The organism is Pantoea sp. GABEPS69 (genome assembly GCF_045780835.1).
Classification (GTDB): domain Bacteria; phylum Pseudomonadota; class Gammaproteobacteria; order Enterobacterales; family Enterobacteriaceae; genus Pantoea; species Pantoea septica.
Window position 1 is genome coordinate 108,590 of the sequence record NZ_CP118621.1, and the last position, 20,957, is coordinate 129,546.

18 protein-coding genes, 4 pseudogenes and 1 other annotated feature are annotated in these 20,957 nt (G+C 53.1%); of the genes and pseudogenes, 9 read left to right on the top strand and 13 right to left on the bottom strand.

Translation table 11 applies throughout. The features are described from left to right. Positions 1-21 precede the first annotated feature (21 nt). Entirely contained in the window at positions 22-291 is a 270-nt protein-coding gene (locus PVE98_RS23665; RefSeq protein WP_159224001.1) for a hypothetical protein, read from the top strand. Positions 292-409: 118 nt separating this feature from the next. Here PVE98_RS23665 and PVE98_RS23670 read toward each other — a convergent pair whose 3' ends face one another. Next, positions 410-832, bottom strand: a complete 423-nt coding sequence (locus tag PVE98_RS23670) for a GNAT family N-acetyltransferase (protein ID WP_069730126.1) — start codon at positions 830-832, stop codon at positions 410-412. 471 nt (positions 833-1,303) lie between these two features. On the opposite strand from PVE98_RS23670, the gene PVE98_RS23675 reads away from it, so the two are divergent. Then, positions 1,304-2,514 (top strand): IS3 family transposase gene (locus tag PVE98_RS23675; RefSeq protein WP_407568614.1). Its coding sequence is split into 2 segments (ribosomal slippage): positions 1,304-1,589 and positions 1,589-2,514, totalling 1,212 coding nucleotides; the frame shifts between segments, so codons are not numbered across the junction. Beyond that, positions 1,582-1,698, top strand: a sequence feature (AL1L pseudoknot). Its footprint overlaps the gene before it by 117 nt. A gap of 42 nt (positions 2,515-2,556) precedes the next feature. Here PVE98_RS23675 and PVE98_RS23680 read toward each other — a convergent pair. Next, positions 2,557-2,873, bottom strand: a pseudogene (locus tag PVE98_RS23680) (transposase); the annotation flags it as partial. 51 nt (positions 2,874-2,924) lie between these two features. Between PVE98_RS23680 and PVE98_RS23685 the strand changes: the two are divergent. From PVE98_RS23685 to PVE98_RS23695, 3 genes and pseudogenes are all read left to right on the top strand, one after another. Further along, positions 2,925-3,071 (top strand): annotated as a pseudogene (locus PVE98_RS23685) (regulator); the annotation flags it as partial. 386 nt (positions 3,072-3,457) lie between these two features. Beyond that, positions 3,458-6,109 (top strand): excinuclease ABC subunit UvrA, encoded by a 2,652-nt coding sequence (locus PVE98_RS23690; RefSeq protein ID WP_069730035.1) that lies wholly within the window; start codon positions 3,458-3,460, stop codon positions 6,107-6,109. A 203-nt stretch (positions 6,110-6,312) separates the two neighbouring features. Next, the gene (locus PVE98_RS23695; protein WP_084227973.1) at positions 6,313-6,744 is read left to right on the top strand and encodes a DUF488 family protein; all 432 of its coding nucleotides are present in this window, start codon (positions 6,313-6,315) and stop codon (positions 6,742-6,744) included. A gap of 33 nt (positions 6,745-6,777) precedes the next feature. Here PVE98_RS23695 and PVE98_RS23700 read toward each other — a convergent pair whose 3' ends face one another. The 3 genes from PVE98_RS23700 to vapB all read right to left on the bottom strand — a co-directional run bounded on the left by PVE98_RS23700 (position 6,778) and on the right by vapB (position 8,550). Further along, positions 6,778-7,077 carry a hypothetical protein gene (locus PVE98_RS23700; protein WP_201306420.1) on the bottom strand — a complete coding sequence of 100 codons (300 nt, stop codon included), beginning with the start codon at positions 7,075-7,077 and terminating at the stop codon, positions 6,778-6,780. Between the two features lie 829 nt (positions 7,078-7,906). Beyond that, entirely contained in the window at positions 7,907-8,323 is a 417-nt protein-coding gene (locus PVE98_RS23705; RefSeq protein WP_069730037.1) for a type II toxin-antitoxin system VapC family toxin, read from the bottom strand. Beyond that, positions 8,320-8,550 (bottom strand): type II toxin-antitoxin system VapB family antitoxin, encoded by a 231-nt coding sequence (gene vapB / locus PVE98_RS23710; protein ID WP_039032651.1) that lies wholly within the window; start codon positions 8,548-8,550, stop codon positions 8,320-8,322. Before vapB ends, PVE98_RS23705 begins: the two co-directional genes overlap by 4 nt. Before the next feature lie 895 nt (positions 8,551-9,445). On the opposite strand from vapB, the gene PVE98_RS23715 reads away from it, so the two are divergent. The 4 genes from PVE98_RS23715 to PVE98_RS23730 all read left to right on the top strand — a co-directional run bounded on the left by PVE98_RS23715 (position 9,446) and on the right by PVE98_RS23730 (position 13,397). Next, entirely contained in the window at positions 9,446-10,279 is an 834-nt protein-coding gene (locus tag PVE98_RS23715) for a hypothetical protein (RefSeq protein WP_069730038.1), read from the top strand. Next, a complete protein-coding gene (locus PVE98_RS23720; RefSeq protein WP_069730039.1) occupies positions 10,276-11,058 on the top strand; it encodes a site-specific integrase in 783 nt (260 codons plus the stop codon). Before PVE98_RS23715 ends, PVE98_RS23720 begins: the two co-directional genes overlap by 4 nt. A 605-nt stretch (positions 11,059-11,663) precedes the next feature. Beyond that, positions 11,664-12,533: a tyrosine-type recombinase/integrase gene (locus tag PVE98_RS23725; RefSeq protein WP_069730040.1), complete on the top strand. Its 870-nt coding sequence runs from the start codon at positions 11,664-11,666 to the stop codon at positions 12,531-12,533. Between the two features lie 444 nt (positions 12,534-12,977). Further along, complete coding sequence (locus PVE98_RS23730; protein ID WP_069730041.1) at positions 12,978-13,397, top strand: VOC family protein; 420 nt, start codon at positions 12,978-12,980, stop codon at positions 13,395-13,397. Between the two features lie 321 nt (positions 13,398-13,718). On the opposite strand, the gene PVE98_RS23735 is transcribed toward PVE98_RS23730, so the two are convergent. The 8 genes and pseudogenes from PVE98_RS23735 to PVE98_RS23770 form a co-directional block, all read right to left on the bottom strand. Next, positions 13,719-14,309, bottom strand: a complete 591-nt coding sequence (locus PVE98_RS23735; RefSeq protein WP_069730042.1) for a cupin domain-containing protein — start codon at positions 14,307-14,309, stop codon at positions 13,719-13,721. 74 nt (positions 14,310-14,383) lie between these two features. After that, positions 14,384-15,082: a DUF1989 domain-containing protein gene (locus tag PVE98_RS23740; protein WP_069730043.1), complete on the bottom strand. Its 699-nt coding sequence runs from the start codon at positions 15,080-15,082 to the stop codon at positions 14,384-14,386. Continuing rightward, a pseudogene (locus PVE98_RS23745) lies at positions 15,051-16,335 on the bottom strand (M20 family metallo-hydrolase). Before PVE98_RS23745 ends, PVE98_RS23740 begins: the two are co-directional and overlap by 32 nt. Next, entirely contained in the window at positions 16,328-17,140 is an 813-nt protein-coding gene (locus PVE98_RS23750; RefSeq protein ID WP_159222879.1) for an amino acid ABC transporter ATP-binding protein, read from the bottom strand. Before PVE98_RS23750 ends, PVE98_RS23745 begins: the two are co-directional and overlap by 8 nt. 4 nt (positions 17,141-17,144) lie before the next feature. Next, positions 17,145-17,783: an amino acid ABC transporter permease gene (locus tag PVE98_RS23755; protein ID WP_069729972.1), complete on the bottom strand. Its 639-nt coding sequence runs from the start codon at positions 17,781-17,783 to the stop codon at positions 17,145-17,147. Next, positions 17,780-18,439: an amino acid ABC transporter permease gene (locus PVE98_RS23760; protein WP_069729971.1), complete on the bottom strand. Its 660-nt coding sequence runs from the start codon at positions 18,437-18,439 to the stop codon at positions 17,780-17,782. The genes PVE98_RS23755 and PVE98_RS23760 overlap by 4 nt, the downstream gene beginning before the upstream one ends. 11 nt (positions 18,440-18,450) lie before the next feature. Next, the gene (locus tag PVE98_RS23765) at positions 18,451-19,308 is read right to left on the bottom strand and encodes a transporter substrate-binding domain-containing protein (protein WP_069729970.1); all 858 of its coding nucleotides are present in this window, start codon (positions 19,306-19,308) and stop codon (positions 18,451-18,453) included. 411 nt (positions 19,309-19,719) lie between these two features. After that, positions 19,720-20,893: pseudogene (locus tag PVE98_RS23770) on the bottom strand (IS3 family transposase). Positions 20,894-20,957 lie beyond the last annotated feature (64 nt).

Genomic DNA, 20,957 nt, shown 5'->3' on the forward strand with positions numbered 1-20,957 from the left:
TGTCAACTAAGCTTAGCTGCCATGATTGATAACGCAATCGACAGCAAGGCAATCGGGAGGTTTCTTATCGGATACGTTGAGGAATGCTGGCCGGGGATGACGGTCAAAGGCAGCCGGGAAAAGATCAGGATGATGCCGCATCAAGCCGGGCGGCAGCAGCCGGTAGCGTTGCGGGAATATTTGCGTGAAACAGTTATCAATTATCGGCAGCAATCTCAGACGCAGCCTGAAGGTAAAGACCCGATTTATCAGAAAGATGATTTACCTTACACCCGGCCAGTTTTTGCCTGATTCACTGCCAGAACATTCTCAGAGAGGCACTTCCCGGTAGATGCAGAGGTCGCTAAAACCCTGGACTCGCTGAGCCTGGCACCCTGGATATGGGTGTCTGTGTACCCTTCTCTCTGCGCTACGTTAAGGCTGGAATAAAAAATATCGCTTCCGGGTCCCCGTCATCGAGATTGTCGACCTGACCGCTGGGAATAAATCCGGCGTTCAACAGCAGCCGTTGCATTGCCAGGTTAGAACGATGGGTGGAGGTGAACAGCTTCGGGTGCTGGCAGCGGGACTTCAACGCTGCAATCAACGCCAGACCGATACCCCTGCGGCGGTAGTGTTCCCCTGCCATCAGCATTTCAATAAAGCCGCAGCCGAAGAAATGATAGTTCAGCACGCCATATCCCATCGCTATTCCCTGCTGTTCGGCAATATAACAGACAGACCGGGCACACCAGATGCGGATTTGCGCCGCGCGTTTTGGCTGGTGCGTGGCAACAGAGTCGATAGTAATCAGGGATATAGCATCGTTTTCAGTGGCCAGGAGAACACGCATATTTAGTCCCCCTCTCTTTAATTGACTGCAGTGCAGCCTTAATAAAACGGCAATCCCGAACAGATTTTTTAATTTCATACGGGATTTTACAATCCCATAAGATGGTTCGTTAACTCTAATCATCCCAGAGAGGCAGGGTTCATTTTCCGAAAGTTATCGTTAACCGGATATTGGGCCACCAGAAAAGCCCTCATGATTCAGAAAGTAAGCCAACGTTTTAACCTGCAGCCTATGGAAGCAGTCTGCGGCTGGTTCACCTGTAAGATTCGATACACTGACAGGAATGGGGAGCGCCATATATCAGAATATAACCGGCGGAGCCGGGCTTACGGCGCCGTTCAGCTCAATGTTATCTAACGCTTCCTGCCGCTAAAGCCACATTCAGCGGGCCTCCTCCTGCCTCAGACAGTGAGTCAGGATGAACCGCCCCGGTAATCCTGGAGACTACACTCTTTGAGAGAGGTAACCAGGATGACAAAACATAACCGATTTCCCCCTGAAGTTCGTCAACGCGCTATTCGTATGGTTCTGGAAAACCAGAATACCTACAACTCACAATGGGCCGCTATCTGCTCCATTGCCCCTAAGATCGGCTGCACTCCCGAGACATTGCGTATCTGGATCCGTCAGCAGGAGCCCGTTGATGATGAGCAGAATGCGCTGACTGCCAGCGAACGCCAGCGTCTGAAAGAACTGGAGCGGGAAGTCCGCGAGCTGCGCCGCAGCAATGATATTCTGCGTCAGGCTTCAGCGTATTTTGCCCAGGCGGAGCTCGACCGCCACTGGAAAAAATAATGCCGCTTCTGGAAAATCTGAGCGGTGAACACGGGGTCGGGCCAGTCTGTCATGAGCTGGATATTGCTCCGTCAACGTACTACTGGCATCAGCAACGCCGGAAGTGTCCTGAACGACGCAGTAGTCGGGATAAACGCGATGCCGTGCTGATACCTGAGATACAGCGCGTATACGAAGAAAACTACAGCGTTTACTGTGTGCGTAAGGTCTGGCGACAGCTAAAACGTGAAGGTGTCGGCGTTGCCCGCTGCACCATTGAGCGCCTGATGAAAGCCCTGCAGCTACGTGGGGTGACACGCGGCAAAAGTGTCAGAACCACCCGCAGCAACAAAGCCGAAACACCGCAGGATCGGGTGAACCGGCAGTTCGTGGCTGAACGGCCCGATAGTCTTTGGGTGGCCGATTTTACCTACGTCAGCACCTGGCAGGGGTTCGCATATGTGGCCTTCATCATTGATGTGTTCGCCGGTGTTATCGTGGGCTGGCGGGTCTCATCCACGATGGAAACGTCGTTCGTGCTGGATGCACTGGAGCAGGCGCTGTGGGCCAGACGCCCGAGCGGTACCATCCATCACAGCGACAAAGGTTCGCAATATGTGTCACTGGCGTACACGCAACGGCTGCAGGACGCGGAGCTGCTGGCTTCAACAGGCAGCACGGGCGACTCATATGACAATGCGATGGCAGAAAGTATCAACGGGTTGTACAAAGCGGAGGTGATCCACAGGCAAAGCTGGAAAACCCGACAGGATGTTGAGCTGGCTACGCTGAAATGGGTGGACTGGTACAATAATCACCGATTGATGGAACGGACCGGATATATCCCGCCAGTGGAGGCAGAAAAAGCCTATTACGCTTCGCTGAATTACCGGGATGTGGCAGCCTGATCACTCAGGCAAAATACTCTCCAGGAAAACCGGAGCGGTTCATACAGTTCGGTGCTCATTGATAAAGCGGTACTTCAGTCGGGCTCCTTTGCAAAGTACCGCGCGGCCTTTTTCAGGATATCCCGTTCTTCTTCGGTGCGTTTTAGCTGCGCCCGGAGTTTCAGGATCTCGCTTTTAGCTTCCAGTAAATCCCGGGCATGCTGCTCGCTGTTATCAGGTTTGATAGCCCGTAGCCACTTGTAGAGGCTGTGTGCAAAGACGCCCAGACGCTCAGATACTTCAGCGACGGAATAACCGCGTTCCGTTATCTGACGGACGGCTTCTTCCTTAAATTCAGGTGTAAATCGTGGTGTGCCCATACGCTCCTCCTATACTCAAACTATAGGGCAGGATCGTCTACCGGGGCGGGGTCAGTCCAGGGAGCCGTTAACGACCTGATGGCGGTTGTTCTGGAAAGCTATCTTCGGGAGGAATTCCCCGATACGGGCAAACGAAATGAGTCGCAGAAGAGGTCAATCGACGACACCATTTCGATAGTCCGCTCCTATCTCCGTTAACTCTGCCAGGCAGATGTCTGATGGGGTCTAAAACTGTAATGAAAGGAAATGACATATGAAATCACATGCATTATTCATCTGTATTTTTTAATTGGTACCCGAAACCGCCTGAGTGTCGCCATCAGCTGGGTCTGGAACTACAGCGTCGCGTACCGGGGAGCCCGCATTATCACGGGAGCCAAATCTCCGGTCCCGGGTACGCCGCCAGCCAGTTCTCATACAGAAGGCGGATCCGCAGGGTACCACCGGGCCCAGCTTCAGCAATCTGTTTCCGGTCACACAAACGCTTTTTTCGACGGGCTTTCTGATCGAGCGGTCCGGCACACCAGATACCGTCACAAGAGGTGGCCTTATTAAGAGCGGACACGCCTAACACAGGAAATTCTATGGCAAAGAAACTTTTCGGTTATCATCCCATCCTGACTGACGACAGCAATTCAGTTGTGATTCGCGGTGCTCGCGAGAACAACCTTAAAGAGGTGGATGTTTCCATTCCGCGCAACGCATTGGTTGTTTTTTCGGGTGTGTCAGGCTCGGGTAAGTCTTCACTGGCCTTTGGCACCATTTATGCTGAGGCGCAACGGCGCTACTTTGAATCGGTTGCCCCTTACGCTCGTCGCCTCATTGATCAGGTCGGGGTTCCGGATGTGGATGCCATTGACGGACTGCCGCCAGCCGTTGCGCTTCAGCAACAACGCGGTGCCAGTAACGCGCGCTCCTCTGTCGGCAGCGTGACCACCTTATCCAGTCTGGTGCGAATGATGTACTCACGGGCGGGCGCTTATCCTGCCGGACAACCGATGCTGTATGCCGAGGATTTTTCTCCCAACACGCCGCAGGGGGCATGCCCTTCTTGCCATGGTCTGGGCCATATCTATGAGGTAACTGAAACACTGATGGTGCCCGATCCCTCACTTAGTATCCGTGAAAGGGCTATTGCTTCCTGGCCCCCGGCCTGGCACGGACAGAATCTGCGGGATATTCTGGTGACGCTGGGGTATGACATCGACACTCCCTGGAAAAATCTGCCAGCGGAAGACCGTCAGTGGATCCTTTTTACCGAAGACACCCCCACGGTACCGGTTTTCCCGGGACTGAGTCCGGAAGATACGCGCGAAGCCGTCAGGAAAAAAATGACGCCGGGTTATATGGGGACCTTCACCGGGGCACGTCGTTATGTGCTACATACCTTCGCCAGCACGCAAAGCGCGTTGATGAGAAAACGAGTCTCCCGTTTTATGGAAGGCAAGCTCTGTCCGGTCTGTCACGGGAAAAGACTGAAGTCAGAATCATTGTCCGTCACCTTTGCCGGTGTGGACATTGGTGAATTTATGCAGATGCCCTTAGACCAGCTGGCGGAATTGCTCCTTCCAATCTCCCGGGGGGATTTCAGTGCCCACCACGCCGGCGCAGATGCCGACAGGGATATCACCCGTCGGGATCGGACAGAGCGTGCTGCATCCGGAAAAGCGGTCCATTCCGTGACACCCGATGTCCGCCGGACATCGGCGTTATCGGAAGAGAAACGACTGGCGGCACAACGGCTGACCGGTGGTGTCATGGCCCGGTTGTATCAGTTGCAGAAGCTGGGGCTGGGTTATCTTACGCTGGACAGAGCAACCCCAACTCTATCTGCCGGAGAGCTTCAGCGACTGCGTCTTGCCACGCAACTAAGTTCGATGCTGTTTGGTGTGGTCTATGTTCTTGATGAACCGTCTGCGGGTCTGCACCCCTCAGACAGTAAAGCGCTTTACGATGCGCTTGAGAACCTTCGTGATGCCGGAAACTCGGTGTTTGTCGTTGAACATGATCTTAACCTGATGCGACGGGCGCAATGGCTTGTTGATGTGGGACCGTCGGCTGGTGAACAGGGAGGACATGTTCTCTACAGTGGAATTCCTGAAGATCTGAAAGCCGTCACCCAATCTCGTACCGCGCGTTATTTATTTGATGAAGTCCGGCCACCACAATCTTTTGCCCGTATCCCATCCGGGTGGCTGAAACTGCAGGGGATCCATCGCCACAATCTTAAGTGGATCGATGTTGATATTCCTCTGGGTGTGCTGACAGCCGTGACGGGAGTCTCTGGCTCCGGTAAATCCAGTCTGATTGCCCAGGCCTTACCGGAACTGGTGCTTTCTTCACTTGGCGGTGAGCCAGAAGACGTGCTTTCCGAAGCCAGCGACGCTGAGGGGCCATCCGTAACGGAGAAAACGTACGGTACCCTGACCGGTGATACCGGACTGGTAAAGCGTCTGGTTCAGGTTGACCAGAAACCGATAGGCAGGACCCCCCGTTCAAACCTGGCGACATATACCGGGTTGTTTGATCCTGTTCGTAAGCTCTTTGCCGGAACGACTGACGCCAAACTCCATCATTACGATGCGGGTCAATTCTCTTTCAATGTGGCAAAAGGCCGCTGTGCAACCTGTGAAGGTGAAGGATTCGTCAGCGTGGAGCTGTTGTTTATGCCGAGCGTGTATGCACCGTGCCCGACCTGCCATGGCGCGCGGTATAACCGGGATACTCTCAGGATCTGCTGGCAGGGCAAAAATATCGCGGAGGTCCTGCATATGACGGTGGATGAAGCCAGTCAGTTCTTTGCGACTGAAGAACCAGTGGCTCGTCCCCTCCGTCTGCTGAGTGAAATTGGTCTGGGCTACCTGCGTCTGGGACAACCAGCAACCGAGTTATCCGGAGGGGAGGCGCAAAGGATCAAGCTGGCAACCGAACTACAACGTAGCCAACGTGGCCACACGTTGTATATCCTAGATGAACCGACAACCGGCCTGCATGCTTCAGACGCCGACCGCCTCCTTGTGCAGCTGCAGCGGCTTGTTGATGCAGAAAATACGGTGATAATGATTGAACACGATATGCGGGCGGTTACTCAGGCAGACCAGGTTATCGACATCGGTCCTGGAGCGGGACATGAGGGAGGACGCCTGGTTGCCGCAGGAACTCCCGAACAGGTATCGCAGGTCAAAGAAAGCCGTACCGCACAGTATATTGCCAGGGAACTCTCACGGAACGGTTAAAAAGGGCTGTGTCGTCATTGCGTCAATGGCGGCACATTCCCGGCGTGTTCTGTATCAGTAATCTCCCGCAGGTATATTATATTTATTGTGATACTTGGACTAACGGGAAATTTGTCAGTAATGGATAACAAAATAGCGTGCCGGGATCATGATTTTCATACGGCGCTTATTAACACTGTTGTGAACAGGTAAAAGATAATCTGATGAGAATATTCACCATTGGCTTCACACAATCTTCTGCGGAACACTTTTTTACCCGACTAAAAAACTCAGGAGCGAAACGTATTATGGATGTTCGCCTCAATAATCGTTCTCAGCTGGCTGGTTTCGCAAAACGGGACGATCTGAAATACTTCGCCCGTACATTGTGTGGAATGGATTATGAACACTGGCCTGATCTTGCCCCGACACGGGAAATGTTTGAGCAGTATAAATTAAACAATGGATGCTGGGACACCTATGCGGCTGATTTTATCAATTTGATAACACAAAGACAGATTGAACATCTCATCAAAAAGCAATTTTCTGATGCATGTTTACTATGCAGTGAACATAAGCCTCATCACTGCCACAGAAGACTTGTTGCAGAATATCTGGCAGGAAAATGGTCTGATGTCAGTATCATCCATTTATAGTAATGCTCGCACTTACGTGTCTGTTTTTTTTCACTATTTGGGGTTGTATAAAAAGAAGTGACCCGCCGGCGCGCTCAGGTCTACCGTGTCGCCTTCACTGACGACATTATGGAGGGTTGATGAGACATAACTAGGATCCTGTCCTTCCGCATGCGTATCTTCGCGTTTCACGGAAATATACAGGTAACCGGCCCGGGGCATGCCGGATAAGCTATAGCCCAGTTCAGGGACAAAGACACGGAGCGCCACGTACTGTCCCGATCGGTAATCAGGCAGGGCCTGTCCGTCTTCGACCGTCAGATAAAAAGACGTGAACTCCTCGCTTTCTTTTATTTTTTTGCTGACGTTAAAAGCGCGTCAGCCCAGCCAGCGGCCGGGTGTGGTACGGCGCTCATCATAAAGCCTTTTCTCGGATCCGATAAATATGTTGTCCAGATGCTGGTACGCGACAAATAGGCACCGATGAGTGAGTTATTCATCGGGACGGAAAGCACTTTGCTAATGGAATGGAGTACATTGTCACCGACAATACTGTAGTTCGCGGCCTTAATATTCAGGCTCACATGTTTGTGGCAAATCAGCTCAATGACCGGAGCCAGAATACCGCGCCACTGCCCATATTAAAGTCTTCCTGTAAATCAGGATTATTCCGTAACATCCTTTTATATAAGTAATCCCTTAACGCAATGCCATTTTCCTTCAGTACCGGAACGGTGTCCTTAACCCGTAATTTCTGCTCTTGAGTTAACATATGCCTCACCATGGGATTAAATTCAGTAACAGCCATGGTCCTGACAAGCATAAACCATACTGAGAAGTGTGACTCGGAGTATAAATCCAGTACGGACGTTATTTTCTTTCTGTCAGGAAATGGAATCAGAACCTTATTTATTTCATTCATGCTTTATAGTTGAATCCACGCTGATAAGTTCGCTGTGAGATAACTTTAAAGCGAACTTTCCGGAACTGTTGGAATTCAATCACCTGAACTCAGTTTTGTTATTCAAGACGACCTAAAGCGTTAACGTCCGCTCAGGAAGAATGCCATGATTTCTGACCTGCTCCCTTCTGATTAAAACAGAGTGGTTCAATCAATGTGTTGCATCCATCGGTTGAACTCACAGCACAAAGCGGACATTTATTACCTTTAAGTACTGCCTGTCTATTTAACCCAGTCTTCCAGCACCAGGCCCGGCACGCGCTCAAACTCCCGCACATTATTCGTCACCAGGATGGCACCGGCGGCAATGACGTGCCCGGCAATGGCCGTGTCGTTCGGGCCGATCGGCGTCCCGGCGAGGCGCAGCGCCACCTTGATTTCTGTAGTCGCATCCACCGCGGCGCTGTCCCAGGGCAGGATTGCATCGAGGCGGGCGCAGAACGCGTCAACCAGCCCGATGTGGCGCGGGGAGGCCTTCGGGCCGGTGGCGCCAAAGCGCATCTCGGAGTAGGTAATGGCCGAGATCACGATGCGCTGGTTTCGCAGCACCGCCTGCTCCAGGCGCTTCAGTACGGCTTCCGGCTGCTCGCGCATGATGAACGAGCAGATACAGGTGTCCAGCATATAGGTTTTGTTCACAGGTCAAATCGTCCTTCGTCGGTGACAACGTCCTCGCGCTCCGCCATAAAGTCCGGGTCTGCTTTTTCCAGCTGCGCGAACGAGCCCCAGGTCGGCCGGACGGGGCGCAGGATGATGCTGTCCCCTTCCCGGACGATCTCCAGCTCGCTCACCCCCTCAAAATCCAGATCGCGGGGCAGACGGATGGCGCGGTTGTTGCCATTTTTAAAAATGGATACGGTTCTCATTACGTTACACCCCATCAAGTCATTTGCCCGATACTCCGGGCATGGCCTGTGAAAAGCACAGGCGAATCAAAAAACACCACCTACCATTGGATAGGTATAGTATATGCAGATGTGAGACATATGTATAGGGTCTGTATATGCAGATGACAGGCATATGGATATTCCAAACATATCCTCAGTTCTCTCTTTTTCCAGTCAGATCCGGAAAAAGGTAGAAGCGGATCTTCCGGCACCGGCGGCCTTTTTTCTGCCAGAACAAGGCGAAACATGGCATTCAATGTACTGATTAACAATGGTTAATTTATGAAACGCATGCACCCGCGCTAAGTAGCGCGGGTGGCTGAAGAACCGCCTTTATCGCGGTCAGGAGGCGTGATACGATTCCGGAAAAACCTTGATTAAGGCAGAAAGCGGATCTGGGCTATGTGGGGTTCCGTTAATTGCAGATAGTGAAAATAAGCAAGCTTACAGACGAAAAGGTGATTAACAAAGTCCTTACTTTTTTATCATGTAATAATTGACACCATTCACTATTTGCATGCTAATGAAAATATGAAATTAATTTAGTGTCAAATGATAACGTTTTATAACTAATGATAATCAAAGAAATAATATCAAAGTTAATCAGTCTGGACTGCACGATAGTATGGTTCTGTCCTGTACCAGACAGCCGCGATGAAGCGCTCTGGCTGCTCGTATGTGAGGAGCAGGTTTTTTACGAGGGGTATGCGAGACAGCACTTAACCTGAGACGGGTATGAATGGTCGCTGTCGCTTTACGGTAGCCCGCTTATCTTCAGCCCGCTTCCCCCCGGCGCCGCCCGTTACGATCTGACGAGCCCGCGGGACTCGAAGACGCTTAATCTTATTACAGGCCTTATTTAAGGAGACTACTGATGGGCAGCATGAAAGAGTACATGATGGATCTGCAGGAGGAGCGGTTTGAGACGTGGGCCGCCGAGCACTATCCGGAGGTGTCGCCAGACACACCCGAGTGGGAGCAGATCGCTAACTACTATTCCTGGGAGCAGGAGGCACAGGAGGAGCAGTTTTATGAGGAGATGCTGCTTGCCCGGCATGAAGAAGACCTCCGGGACAGGGCCTCGCTGGAAGACATTGAACTGCGTTTTCAGCATGCGATGAGTGAGCTGGACGAGCTTGGACCGCTGAACGCGGTACGCCAGCCCGAGCTGATCTGCCGGATAGGGGTAGATCACAGCGTATCCGTTATGGATTCATTTCTGATGTATTGCGCGCGCGCCCTTCTCAACCACGACTGGCCGCGGCGGCGCTTCAGGGAGGAATACTTCCTTCGTTTTGCCAGTAAAAAAGACAGGAGTATCCCTCATCTCCACGATCTCTTCTTGTTCAGGGATTCGGCGCGTCGTTATATCGCAAAGAGTAGCTTTCAGAGCGCGTGGTTTATCGAGCGTTATTTCTCGACCGTTATGCATTTTCCCTGTGACTGGCCGCTCTTTCCACTCCCGCAGGTTAGCGAGCTGCGGAACAGCTTGGTTCATCGCGGTGGCTACACGCAAACGGGCTCGCGCGTCGATATTTCTCCAGTGGAATTCAGTCGGGCGATTTCCGTCGTGCGGGCCATAATCGAAACTGCCATGGCATCCCTGCGGCTGGAGCAGGAGTTTTTCAAAAACGATCGTTATGAAGAGGAAAAAGAGTTCGTCAGATCGGTGCTCGGTAAGGAGACACCTACAGGGAGCCATTCATGACCGGACTCGTTGCCTGGGGAAACGCACAACCACCGACTCAACTACCCGTGGCCATCGACTACCCTGCCGCACTGGCCCTGCGCCAGATGGCCGCGCTGGTTGACGACCTGCCGAAATACCTGCTGGCGCCGGAGGTCAGCGCCCTGCTCCACTTCATGCCCGACCTGCGGCGCAAGATGCTGTTCACCACGCTCTGGAACACTGGCGCTCGCATCAGCGAGGCGCTGGCGTTGACAAGGGGGAACTTTCTGCTGCGCCAGCAGTATCCGTTCGTGCAGCTGGCCACGCTCAAGCAGCGCGAGGATAAGGCGGAGCACCGCGCCGGACGCCGGGCAGCCGGCGTTGTGCCTCACCGGCTGGTGCCGCTGTCCGACACTCAGTACGTGACGCAGCTGGAGATGATGGTCGCCACCCTGCGTATCCCGCTGGAGCGTAAGAGTGAAAAGACGGGCCGTTCAGAAAGAGTACGCCTCTGGGAAATCACCGACCGCACCGCACGAACCTGGCTGAATGAGGCGGTGGAGGCGGCGGCGTCAGAGGGCGTGACGTTTTCCGTTCCGGTTACCCTGCATACCTTCCGGCACAGCTACGCCATGCACATGCTGTATGCCGGCACGCCACTGAAGGCGCTGCAAAGCCTGCTTGGGCACAAGAGCGCGAAGTCTACAGAGATCTATACGCGGGTGTTTGCGCTGGACGTGGCCGCCCGGCACCGGGTGCAGTTCCAGATGCCGGGGAATGAAGCTGTGGCAATTTTGAAAACCATCTCAGAAAGTTGATAAATCCTAACGCTATTTTTAACTATGCAAAATGATAATAACTTAACAAAATAACATTTTAATTTCTTGATAAGACGTTATCCTGGCATCAGGATAACATCTTAAATTATTGAATTTTGGCGTTTTTTATTAATTCAGACCGTTCACCTGTATCGAGATTCTCAAACTTTGTTATTGCAGCCCTTACAATATCAGAACGGTTCACCCGGGTTCCTGACTTATTCATCTCATCTCGTATGCAGTTATCAATGGCGCTTAAATTGGACTCGGCAAAAGATATGCTTACTGGTTTCGCTTTACTCTTAGATTCGTGCTTTTTCTCTTGAACCAAGCCTAATCCAGCAGAGTGCCTGGTACGCCCATTCCCCGCCCGTTTTTTCGTAATTTCCTTTATCTCCAGCTACTTATCTTGTTTTATGCGTCCGCAAGGCGCCGCGGCCCGCGCCTTTTTATTTCCGGCCGACCAGGTTATTCTCCGCATACGGGATAAAAGCCGGAAAACAGATCCTGACCGGATCCTCTGCGGATCGATTTATTCTGGTCGAAAACGCTTTACAGATAAGGGAAAATACGTTCCACCCCGCCAGACGACGGAGATTGAAAATTTGAGTACTTTACCCCGCGATCTTGCGCAGATTTCGCGTAGCGGCGCCACCGGTCAGTTTTCTGCCGATCCGGGTGCCGCGCGCTATTTTGACTACGGCAGCGCGGTGGCCCTGCGCAACCTGGCCGCCGCCTACGGCACCGACATGCCGCGCTACCTGCTCGCCCCAGAGATGGCCGTGCTGCTGTCGAAGGTGCCCGACCTGAAAAAGCGCTTTTTCATTGATACCCTGTGGAACACCGGCGGGCGGCTGAACGAAATCCTGTCGCTGGCCAGAGAAGACTTCGCACTGGACGATCCGGTTTCCGGCGCGCCGCTGTCGTCACCCTTCGTGGTGCTGCGCACCCTCAAGCAGCGCCGGCTGGAAGAGGCGGCCCGAAGCCGCCGGCGCGGCCGCGGGCGCCCGACCAGGGAGGAGCAGCTGGCCGGGCGGGAGGCCGAGGCGGAAATCCGGGACAACCCGCCCCGGGCGGTGCCGCTCACCGATCCGGGATTTGTGCAGCGCTTAAGGGAGTGGTTTGCGACCGCGCAGCCGGCCGCGGGCAGCCGGCTGTGGGACATCAGGAGCGAGGACACGGCGCGCAGCTGGATAAGCCAGGCGGTTGCGGCCGCTCAGCGTGACGGGGTGACGTTTTCCATCCGGCCGGTGACGCCCAAGACGTTCAGAGATTCGTTTGCGATGCACCTGGTGCAGCACCAGGTGCCGCAGAAGGTGATCCAGACCCTGATGGGGCATAAAGACGCGAAGTCCACCGAGTGGTACACCCGGGTGTTCACCCTGGACGTCACCCGCCAGCTCGGGGTGAGGTTCTCCATGGATGCGGACGAGGCCAGCCGGCTGTTGCTGCCGGGTTTCCCGGGCAGGCGCTAAATAACAGACCGATGGAAGCTGACTGCAGTGTTGTCTCAGGAAACGCCTCTGCATCCAAGAAGACTTTCCCTCTCAGCCGCATAAATTTTCCGGTCCAGCACCGGCAGCTGCCCCGACCAGAATTTATACCCGCGGACCTGGCGCTTTTTCGCGAGGAGCGCGCTACCCGATACGGCAGTACAGTCTGCTGCACAGGCAGGTTGCCGTCTTTCCACTTTCTCTCTTAGCTGAGTTACAGCAACCCGCCGGATTTTGTCCCTATCAACACCCTGATGGCAAACGGCCAGGGAAATCCCTGCTAACGCTTAAAGTCCGCTATGAGCGAAAAGCGGACGTCAAAATGATAGAGACAGGGAAGTTCTGCCATATTAAATATAACAACCCGGCTACGAACCCCGCACAGGCCATCTGGTGTATGCTGCCTCAGTCAAAAAGGATGAAAACATGACTGAAGCGAAAGAAACCTACTGGAACCGCATGGTTCCCGATCTGGCGGTAATGGATTTTCCCGCCTCCCTAAACTTCTACACCAACGTGCTGGGCTTCAGTGTCATGATCAGGCGCACAGAGCTAAATTTTGCCTATGTCTGCCTGGGCGAGGCACAACTGATGCTTGAGCAGTATCATCTGGGCAGATGGAACACGGCGGAGTTCACCAGACCACTGGGACGTGGCGTTAATTTCCAGATAGAAGTGGACGACATTAAGCAGATATTCGACCGTGTAAGTGAGCATGGCGTAACGATGTACCGCGATCTCTGCGACAATCTCTACAGCACAGGAGAAACGACCGCCTGCCAGCGAGAGTTTCTTGTGCAGGATCCGGATGGCTACCTTTTGCGTTTCAGCCAGTACATTGAGTAGTGCTCCGGTGGTTCTCCAAGAACTCAACGGGCGTTCATATTTACCATAATAATGATCATGCGCACTAACCATTGTTGCAGGTACTATTAACTTTCCTGAATACTACATAGTTCTATATTTCGCTGTTTGGGCTAAGCAAGTTAAACAAATTCAGCCGTAAAGCTTGCTTCTTCTCTGATCTTCTCGCCAGTCTTTACAGCTTTAATGAATAATATATCGGTTTAGCCGTCTCGCTGTCTGACAATTTAGTCATCATGTTAAACTTCGCGTAGGTATTGTCTGACCAAGGTACTGGACTACCAGCCTGTACTTGATACGTCATCAGAAAGTGACAGGAGTATTCACCCACAGCACTTTGGCAACCACTGTGCCGGTATTGCTGTAACCGTGCGGCACATTGCTGGGAAAATAGAACGAGTCCCCGACACTCAGTTCGTAAACCTGATCGCCAAGGTAAAGCGCAACCTCTCCCTCAAGCACATAGCCCATCTCTTCTCCATGATGTTCAATCTGTCCGTCACTGGCGACACCGGGTTCAATAACATGAATATTGCCCTGTAACAGGCCGCCTTTATGGTGATGTGTTAAGTTCTCCAATTCAATGCCACCTTTCCTGTTACGGTGTACAAAGCGTTTGCGTCGGCGGCTCTCAGCCTTCATCACGGGTGAATCGGCCACCCAACTTTCAGCCATCAGATCAGAAATGTTGGTTTCAAGTGCAGTGGCCAAACGGTGTAGCATTGCCAGAGACGGTGCAGCTACCTCATTCTCCAGCTTCGACAGCAAACTCTCTGAACAGCCGACTTTTTGCGCCAGTTGCTTCAGGGTGATCTCCTGCGCTAAGCGCGCATGGCGCAGTCGCATGCCTAAATCTGATAACCCCATTCCACTGGCTTCACCGTTTTTTTTCATACTCAGCTTCTGTCACTTTCTATCGAAACGCCCGACTCTGGCCGGGCACGTTAATGTCTGAACGAGCAGACTTATCAATCCGCCACGTAGAAATGCACCGGCTGTGGGTCACAGCTGTTAATTGGCACGATATCCTGCGGGCATGCCGACATCACTACAATACAATCCAGCTCGGCACGAATCTCTACATAGTCGCCTGCTTTGCTTACCGTCGGCAGCCAGGAGATAGAGTTGTCGGCATTGACCGGAATATTCATCCACAGGTTCAGGGGCTGCGGCACTTCACGGGCACGCAAACCGATAGCATTCAGTGCCAGCCGCATATTGTCGGCACAGCTGTCATGATATTCAGTCACGCCTAAATTTGTATAACGATGCAGGTCACAAGCGGCAATCAGCGTATCGTGAACGCCTGGCGAAGTGTCAGTTAACAATGTACCAATCGGACGACGCAGGTTGGTGACCAACGCATCGCCTTGCTTCGGGATGATCTTATCAATATAGGCTCGGGTATGCTCCATCGAGGAGAACTCGCTGAGATCATCGCTGTTAAACAGCCAGGTATCGCAGACCTGACTGCCGGGCGTGTTTATAATACGGATAACTTGTCCCTTTCTCAAACGCACGGCGCAGCCGCAGCGTGCCGGCACCGTATAGAGCTCCCCGGGAATCGGCTTACCGTCCGCAGAGATAGCGGAAGATAACGTAGCGTTGCTGCCCAGCGCGCTGCCGTTGTCTTTGTCACAGCATGCAGGATAGGTTGATGTGCTCATGGATTAACTCCTTCAGGTTGATTGGCCAGTTCTGTCAGGCAGTGCGCTAACGCTTTGGCGCCAAGATACAGATATTGAGGGTCAGTGTGCTCAGCCGGATTATGGCTAATACCATAATGGCTAGGGACGAAAAACATGCTGGTCGGGCAGTGTCCGGCAAGATGCATCGCATCGTGGAATGCGCCGGACATCAGCTTCATTGCTGCTATTCCCAGCGCATCTGCGCTGGCATGCTGCTGTGCTATCAATCCGACGTCAAAGGCTACTGGCTGATGATGAAACAGGCTCTTAACCTGAACATTCTCGGCAGCAAACTGTTGCATGACGGCGTCAAACTCCGCGAGAACTGAGGCGTCAGCATGGCGAAAATCTATGGTAAAACTCACCCGCGAGGCGGTGGTGTTAATGGCGTTTGGCTCTACGTCCCAGCGCCCAAACGTCAGACGTAATTCTTCCGCTGGCAGATGCCCCATCGCCAGTTCGACCTGATGAGCCGTGCGACGGGCGAGCGTCATCGCGTCCTGACGCATAGCCATGGGCGTCGTGCCGGCGTGTGCCGATTCGCCGTAACAGGTGAACTGATACCAACGCACGCCCTGAATACCGCTGACCACAGCCAGCGGCAGCGCGGCCTGCTCCAGCACCGGTCCCTGCTCAATGTGCAGCTCAATAAAGGCAGCAAAGGGAACGCGGGCACGGCGGGGTAAGTGGGGAAAACGCTCATGGCATTGTTGCAGCGCTTGCGCCACCGTGATGCCCCTTGCATCCTGATGAGCCAAATAATCCTTTAAGCGCGTGGGTTCGACATAAGCGCTGGATCCCATTGCGCCCGGTGCGAAACGGCTGCCCTCTTCATTCATCCAGACCGCGACCTCGATTGGACGACGCGTCGTAATCCCCGCGTTATGCAATGCGCTCAGGCACTCCATTCCCGCGATAACGCCATAGCAACCGTCAAGATTTCCGCCAGACGGTTGGGTATCAATATGGCTGCCGGTGACCACAGGCGGCAAAGCCTCTTGTCCGGCACGACGGATGAAAAGATTGGCACTGTCATCGGTTATCACTTCACAGCCCAGTGAGCCGGCCCAATCGATCAACCAAGCGCGTGCATCCAGTTCCTCACTCGACAGCGCCTGGCGGTCAACGCCACCATTTTCCAGCGCACCAAAGCGGGCAAGTTGCGCCAGTCTGTCCAGCAGACGCTGCTGGCTGACCTGCGCCACGACCTGCATCGGGGTGATATCAGGCATCGTTTATCTCCCGTTCGTCCAGTTGTAACGGGCGCTTAAACCAGGGCGCGAGAAAATTCTTCAGTCGATCGGTTTGGGGCTGACGGAACAGCTTATCGGGCGCACCGCTTTCAATAATCGAACCGCCCGCCATAAATACCACGCGTGAGGAAATTTTGGCCGCAAATGAAATTTCATGAGTCACCATCACCATGGTCATTCCCTCACTGGCGAGCGCTTTCACCACGTCCTGTACCTCTTCCACACGTTCCGGGTCCAGTGCAGAAGTGGGTTCGTCCAGCAACATAAGCTCCGGCTCCAGCGCCAGCGCGCGGGCAATACCAACGCGCTGTTGTTGTCCTCCGGAAAGGCGAGCTGGCCGCGCACTGGCTTTTTCCGCCATTCCCACCTGCGCCAGTGCTTGCGCCGCTTTCTTCCGCGCCACATCGCGTGGCGTTTTCTTTCCAAGAATTAGTGGTGCGCAGACATTTTCTAATACCGTCATATGTGGCCACAGATTAAATTGCTGAAACACCATAGCCAGCGGGCGACGCACTTCGGCAATCAACGCTGCGCTGTCACGATCTTTCAGGCTGCGGCTGTTGCTGCTGTACCCCAGAAGCTGTCCTTTAATCAGCACGTCTCCTTCGTCATAGGCCTCGAGAAAATTCATGCAGCGCAGCGCGGTGGTTTTACCAGAGCCTGAAGGGCCGAGTAGCGTCACGATCTCACCGGCACTGACCGTGAGATTGATGTCCGCGAGCACACGATTGTCGGCAAATGACTTGCCAACACGGCGTAGTTCAAGAATAGGTTGAGGTTGCATGCTCTTATCCTTCTACAGAAGTGCGGCTCAGCAGACGCACGCCGATACTGACGCCCTGAGCCAGCAGCCAGTAGCTGAGGATCAACAGGGTGTACGGCACGATATAGGTGTAAGTGTTGGCGACAATTTGCCCGGTCGTCATGGTCAGTTCAGGCACGGTAATCACCGAAGCCACCGCGCTTTCTTTAATCGTGGAAATAAACTGATTGCCCAGTAATGGAAAGCTGAAACGAAGCGCCTGCGGCGTCTGGATATGCCAGAAGCTTTTCCAGGCAGAAATATCGTGTACCTGCGCAGCTTCCAGTTGCCCGACACTGATGCTCCTCCATGCGGCGCGGAAAATTTCGCCGAAGTAAGCGGTACTGTATAGCGCCAGTGAAATCACCGTGGCTTCGACGGCGCCAAGCGTGATGCCGATTGCCGGCAGGCCAAAGTAGAAAACTGCCAGCTGCGCTAAATAGGGAGTGCCGCGTACCAGCCAGACATAAGTGCGCCACAATCCGTACAGTAACGCGTTCATACGGCTCATGGCCTGCGCAGCGAAACCGATGACAGCGCCCGACAATGCAGCGCACAGACTGATACCGAGCGTAACGACGAGAGCGTGACCAAAATCGGGAATACAGAGCAGGAAGTCGTTCATGGGCCCTCCTTCTGCCAGCGGCGTTCAGCATAGTTGCCCAGCAGCGAAAGCAGGCTGGTGAGTACCAGGTACGATAGCGCGATAGCAATATAGACTTCTAGCGGCCGATAGGTTGAGGAGGCAAGTTGTTGCCCGACTCGCATCAGATCCGTAATGGCTATCACTGACACCACGGCAGAAGCCTTGATCACGTCGATCAACTCGGAAATTAACGACGGTAACGTCAAACGAAGTACCTGCGGGATCTGGATATGCCACAGCGTCTGACGTGGCGTCAGCCCACAGATTGACGCAGCTTCCAGTTGTCCTGGCGCGATGGCCTGGAAACCGCTGCGCAAAATCTGTGACTGGTAAGCTGCGGTATTCAACGTGAGTGCGATGACAGCGGCCAAGGAGCCAGGCAATGACAGGCCCAGCTCACCCGGCAGGTAATAACAGAGCAAGACCTGTGCAATAACCGGCGTGCCACGAAACAGGCTGATATACACACGTGCGACTCTGCACGCGATTGATGACCGGCCGTTCTCCATCAGATAAATCACCACACCGACAAAAAAACCGGCAACGATGGCAACGATGCACAATGAGGCGGTAGTCACCGCGCCATCCATTAGCATCGGCAGCCAATGGGTCAGCAGCGAAAAGAATTCGCCCATGTTCTCACCTCTTACAGCGCGGGTGCGGGCATTTTGTCCGCCGGCACGTCCATCACGAAGCCAAACCATTTCTGCTGAAGGGCTTTCATAGTGCCATCTTTGTTGGCTTCGCTGATGCCATCGCTGAGAAGCTTCACCAGAGATGCGCTGTCAGTATCCTGACGCCCGACCCAGCCGAAATAGGTAGTGGGTCCGAGCATAGGTTTCAGAGTGGTGAAAAGGCCCGGGCGTGACTTGGTCAGGGGGCCAAGGTTGGCAAGAGATTGCGCGACGCCATCCAGACGTTTGTTTGCCAGATCAGCGTAGGCCTCATCAAAAGAGACGTACTGCTTGATCTCTTTAATGCCTGGCTTGCCGCTGGCCTTCAGTTTTTCGTTGAACGCCTGCAACACCTGCAACTGGCCTGAACCCGCCTGGGAGCCAACGATTTTGCCGCTCAGATCATCTAATGTGGTAATCGTGCCGTCATTTTCACGTTTGAGCAGTGCAACAGTAGATTCTGCAATCGGCACGGTAAACGCGAAGTGTGCAACGCGCTGTTTGTTTACGGTGACTGCCGTGACCACAAAATCGAATTTTTTGGCGTCCAGCCCGGGCAGGATGCCCTGAAACGGCAGGTCAAGCTGTTTAACCGCCACGCCAGGCAGCTTTTGCTCCAGAATGTGATTCATCAGATCGACGTCATAACCCACGATCTTGCCGTTTTCTACCGACTCAAAGGGGGCGTAACGCGCCTCAGTCGCAATGGTGATGGTTTTTTCTTTTTTGATGCGATCCAGCACATCTGCACTGTGAGCCGTCGCGGAAAATCCGCCGATTACGCACAGCATCGCCCAGCTGAGAGAAAGCGCCTTTTTACGTCGTTTCATGTTTGCCACCCCGGTGAAAGTATTTTGAAATTTATTCAAGTTACTTGAACACAATGAAATAAGCATTAAGCATGCCAGGTAGAAACCACCAGCATCAAAAAATGAACGTTTTTTCTTAAAAAATTGATTTTAAATTTAAAAATGAATGATTTTGTTTCGCAGGTGTCGGCGTTTTACAGATAGGTTGCGAAGATTGCTGGCTGCAACTGCACAGAAATAAGGCAGCCGCGAGACTTATTGGTGCAAAAAAAGGAGCATTGCGGCAGTAATGGCCCCTCGCAGAGTATGATCTGGACAAAAAACGGCAGCGTGAGGTCAATGAAACGGATCTGATAAAGGCTAAAGAAGCCCTCCTGTCTTTCATTAAGAATGTAATCCGTCATCACAAGAACTCATCCGGACATTCTCAACTCATGCAATTGAATCGCCACGGATAATCCAGACACTTCCGAGCCGTTGATAATACTGGTTTTCATATTCTGTCGGTGACATCTGATCGCTGGAACCATGCCGACGCTTACTGTTATAAAACATTTCGATGTAATCAAAAATATCGCTGCGGGCTTCTTCCCGCGTTCAGTAGATCTTTTTCTTTATCCGTTCGCGTTTCAACAACTGGAAAAAGCTTTCTGCAACCGCATTATCATGGCAGTTACCGCGACGGCTCATGCTGCCCTCCAGGCCGTGTGATTTCAGGAACGACTGCCACTCATGGCTTGTGTACTGACTGCCCTGATCCGAATGAACCAGCACCTGTTTTTGGGGATTATGCCGCCATGCAGCCATCAGCAGTGCGTTCAGGACAATGTCCTTTGTCATCCGGGATTGCATGGACCAGCCGATAATTTTGCGTGAGAACAGATCAACCACCAGGGCAAGATACAGCCAGCCTTCGTGGGTCCTGATGTAGGTTATGTCCGTTACCCAACGCTCATCCGGAGCATCCGGATTGAACTGTCGCTGGAGCCTGTTGGGCGACACGATACTGGCCTCGACTTTACATGCCCTCGGGCTCCGGTATCCGACCTGAGCCTTTATCCCGACACGTTTCATCACTCGCCAGACTCTGTTCACTCCGCACTGTTGCCCGCTGTCCCGCAGATCCAGATGGATTTTGCGATAACCATAGACGCATCCCGATTCCAGCCAGAACTGTTTAATCTGTCCTGTCAGTCTCAGGTCTGCCTGATGGCGTTGTGAATGCGGCTGCTGAAGCCAGGCGTAAAAACCACCGGGATGTACATCCAGCACCCGACAGAGCAGGCGAACAGGCCAGCAACCGGTGTTATCACGGATAAAGGCGTACCTCAGTCGGACAGCTTTGCGAAGTACGCCGCGGCTTTTTTAATATGTCCCGTTCGTCGGTAACCCGCTTCAGCTCTTTCTGAAGACGGCGGATCCCGGCCTGAGCATCTGACTGTTCTTTATTAGTGGAAGAATCCGGACCGTAGTTCTTTATCCAGGCGTAAAGGCTGTGGGTGGTGATATCGAGACGTGTTGCAACGCTGGCAACAGAATAACCGCGATCAACAACCTGTTTGACTGCTTCAATTTTAAACTCTTCGGGATAACGCTTACCGCTCATGGGCACCTCTCTTTAAGCCATCTTAAATGACTCTGAGGTGTCTGTTAAACCCGTGGCGATTCAC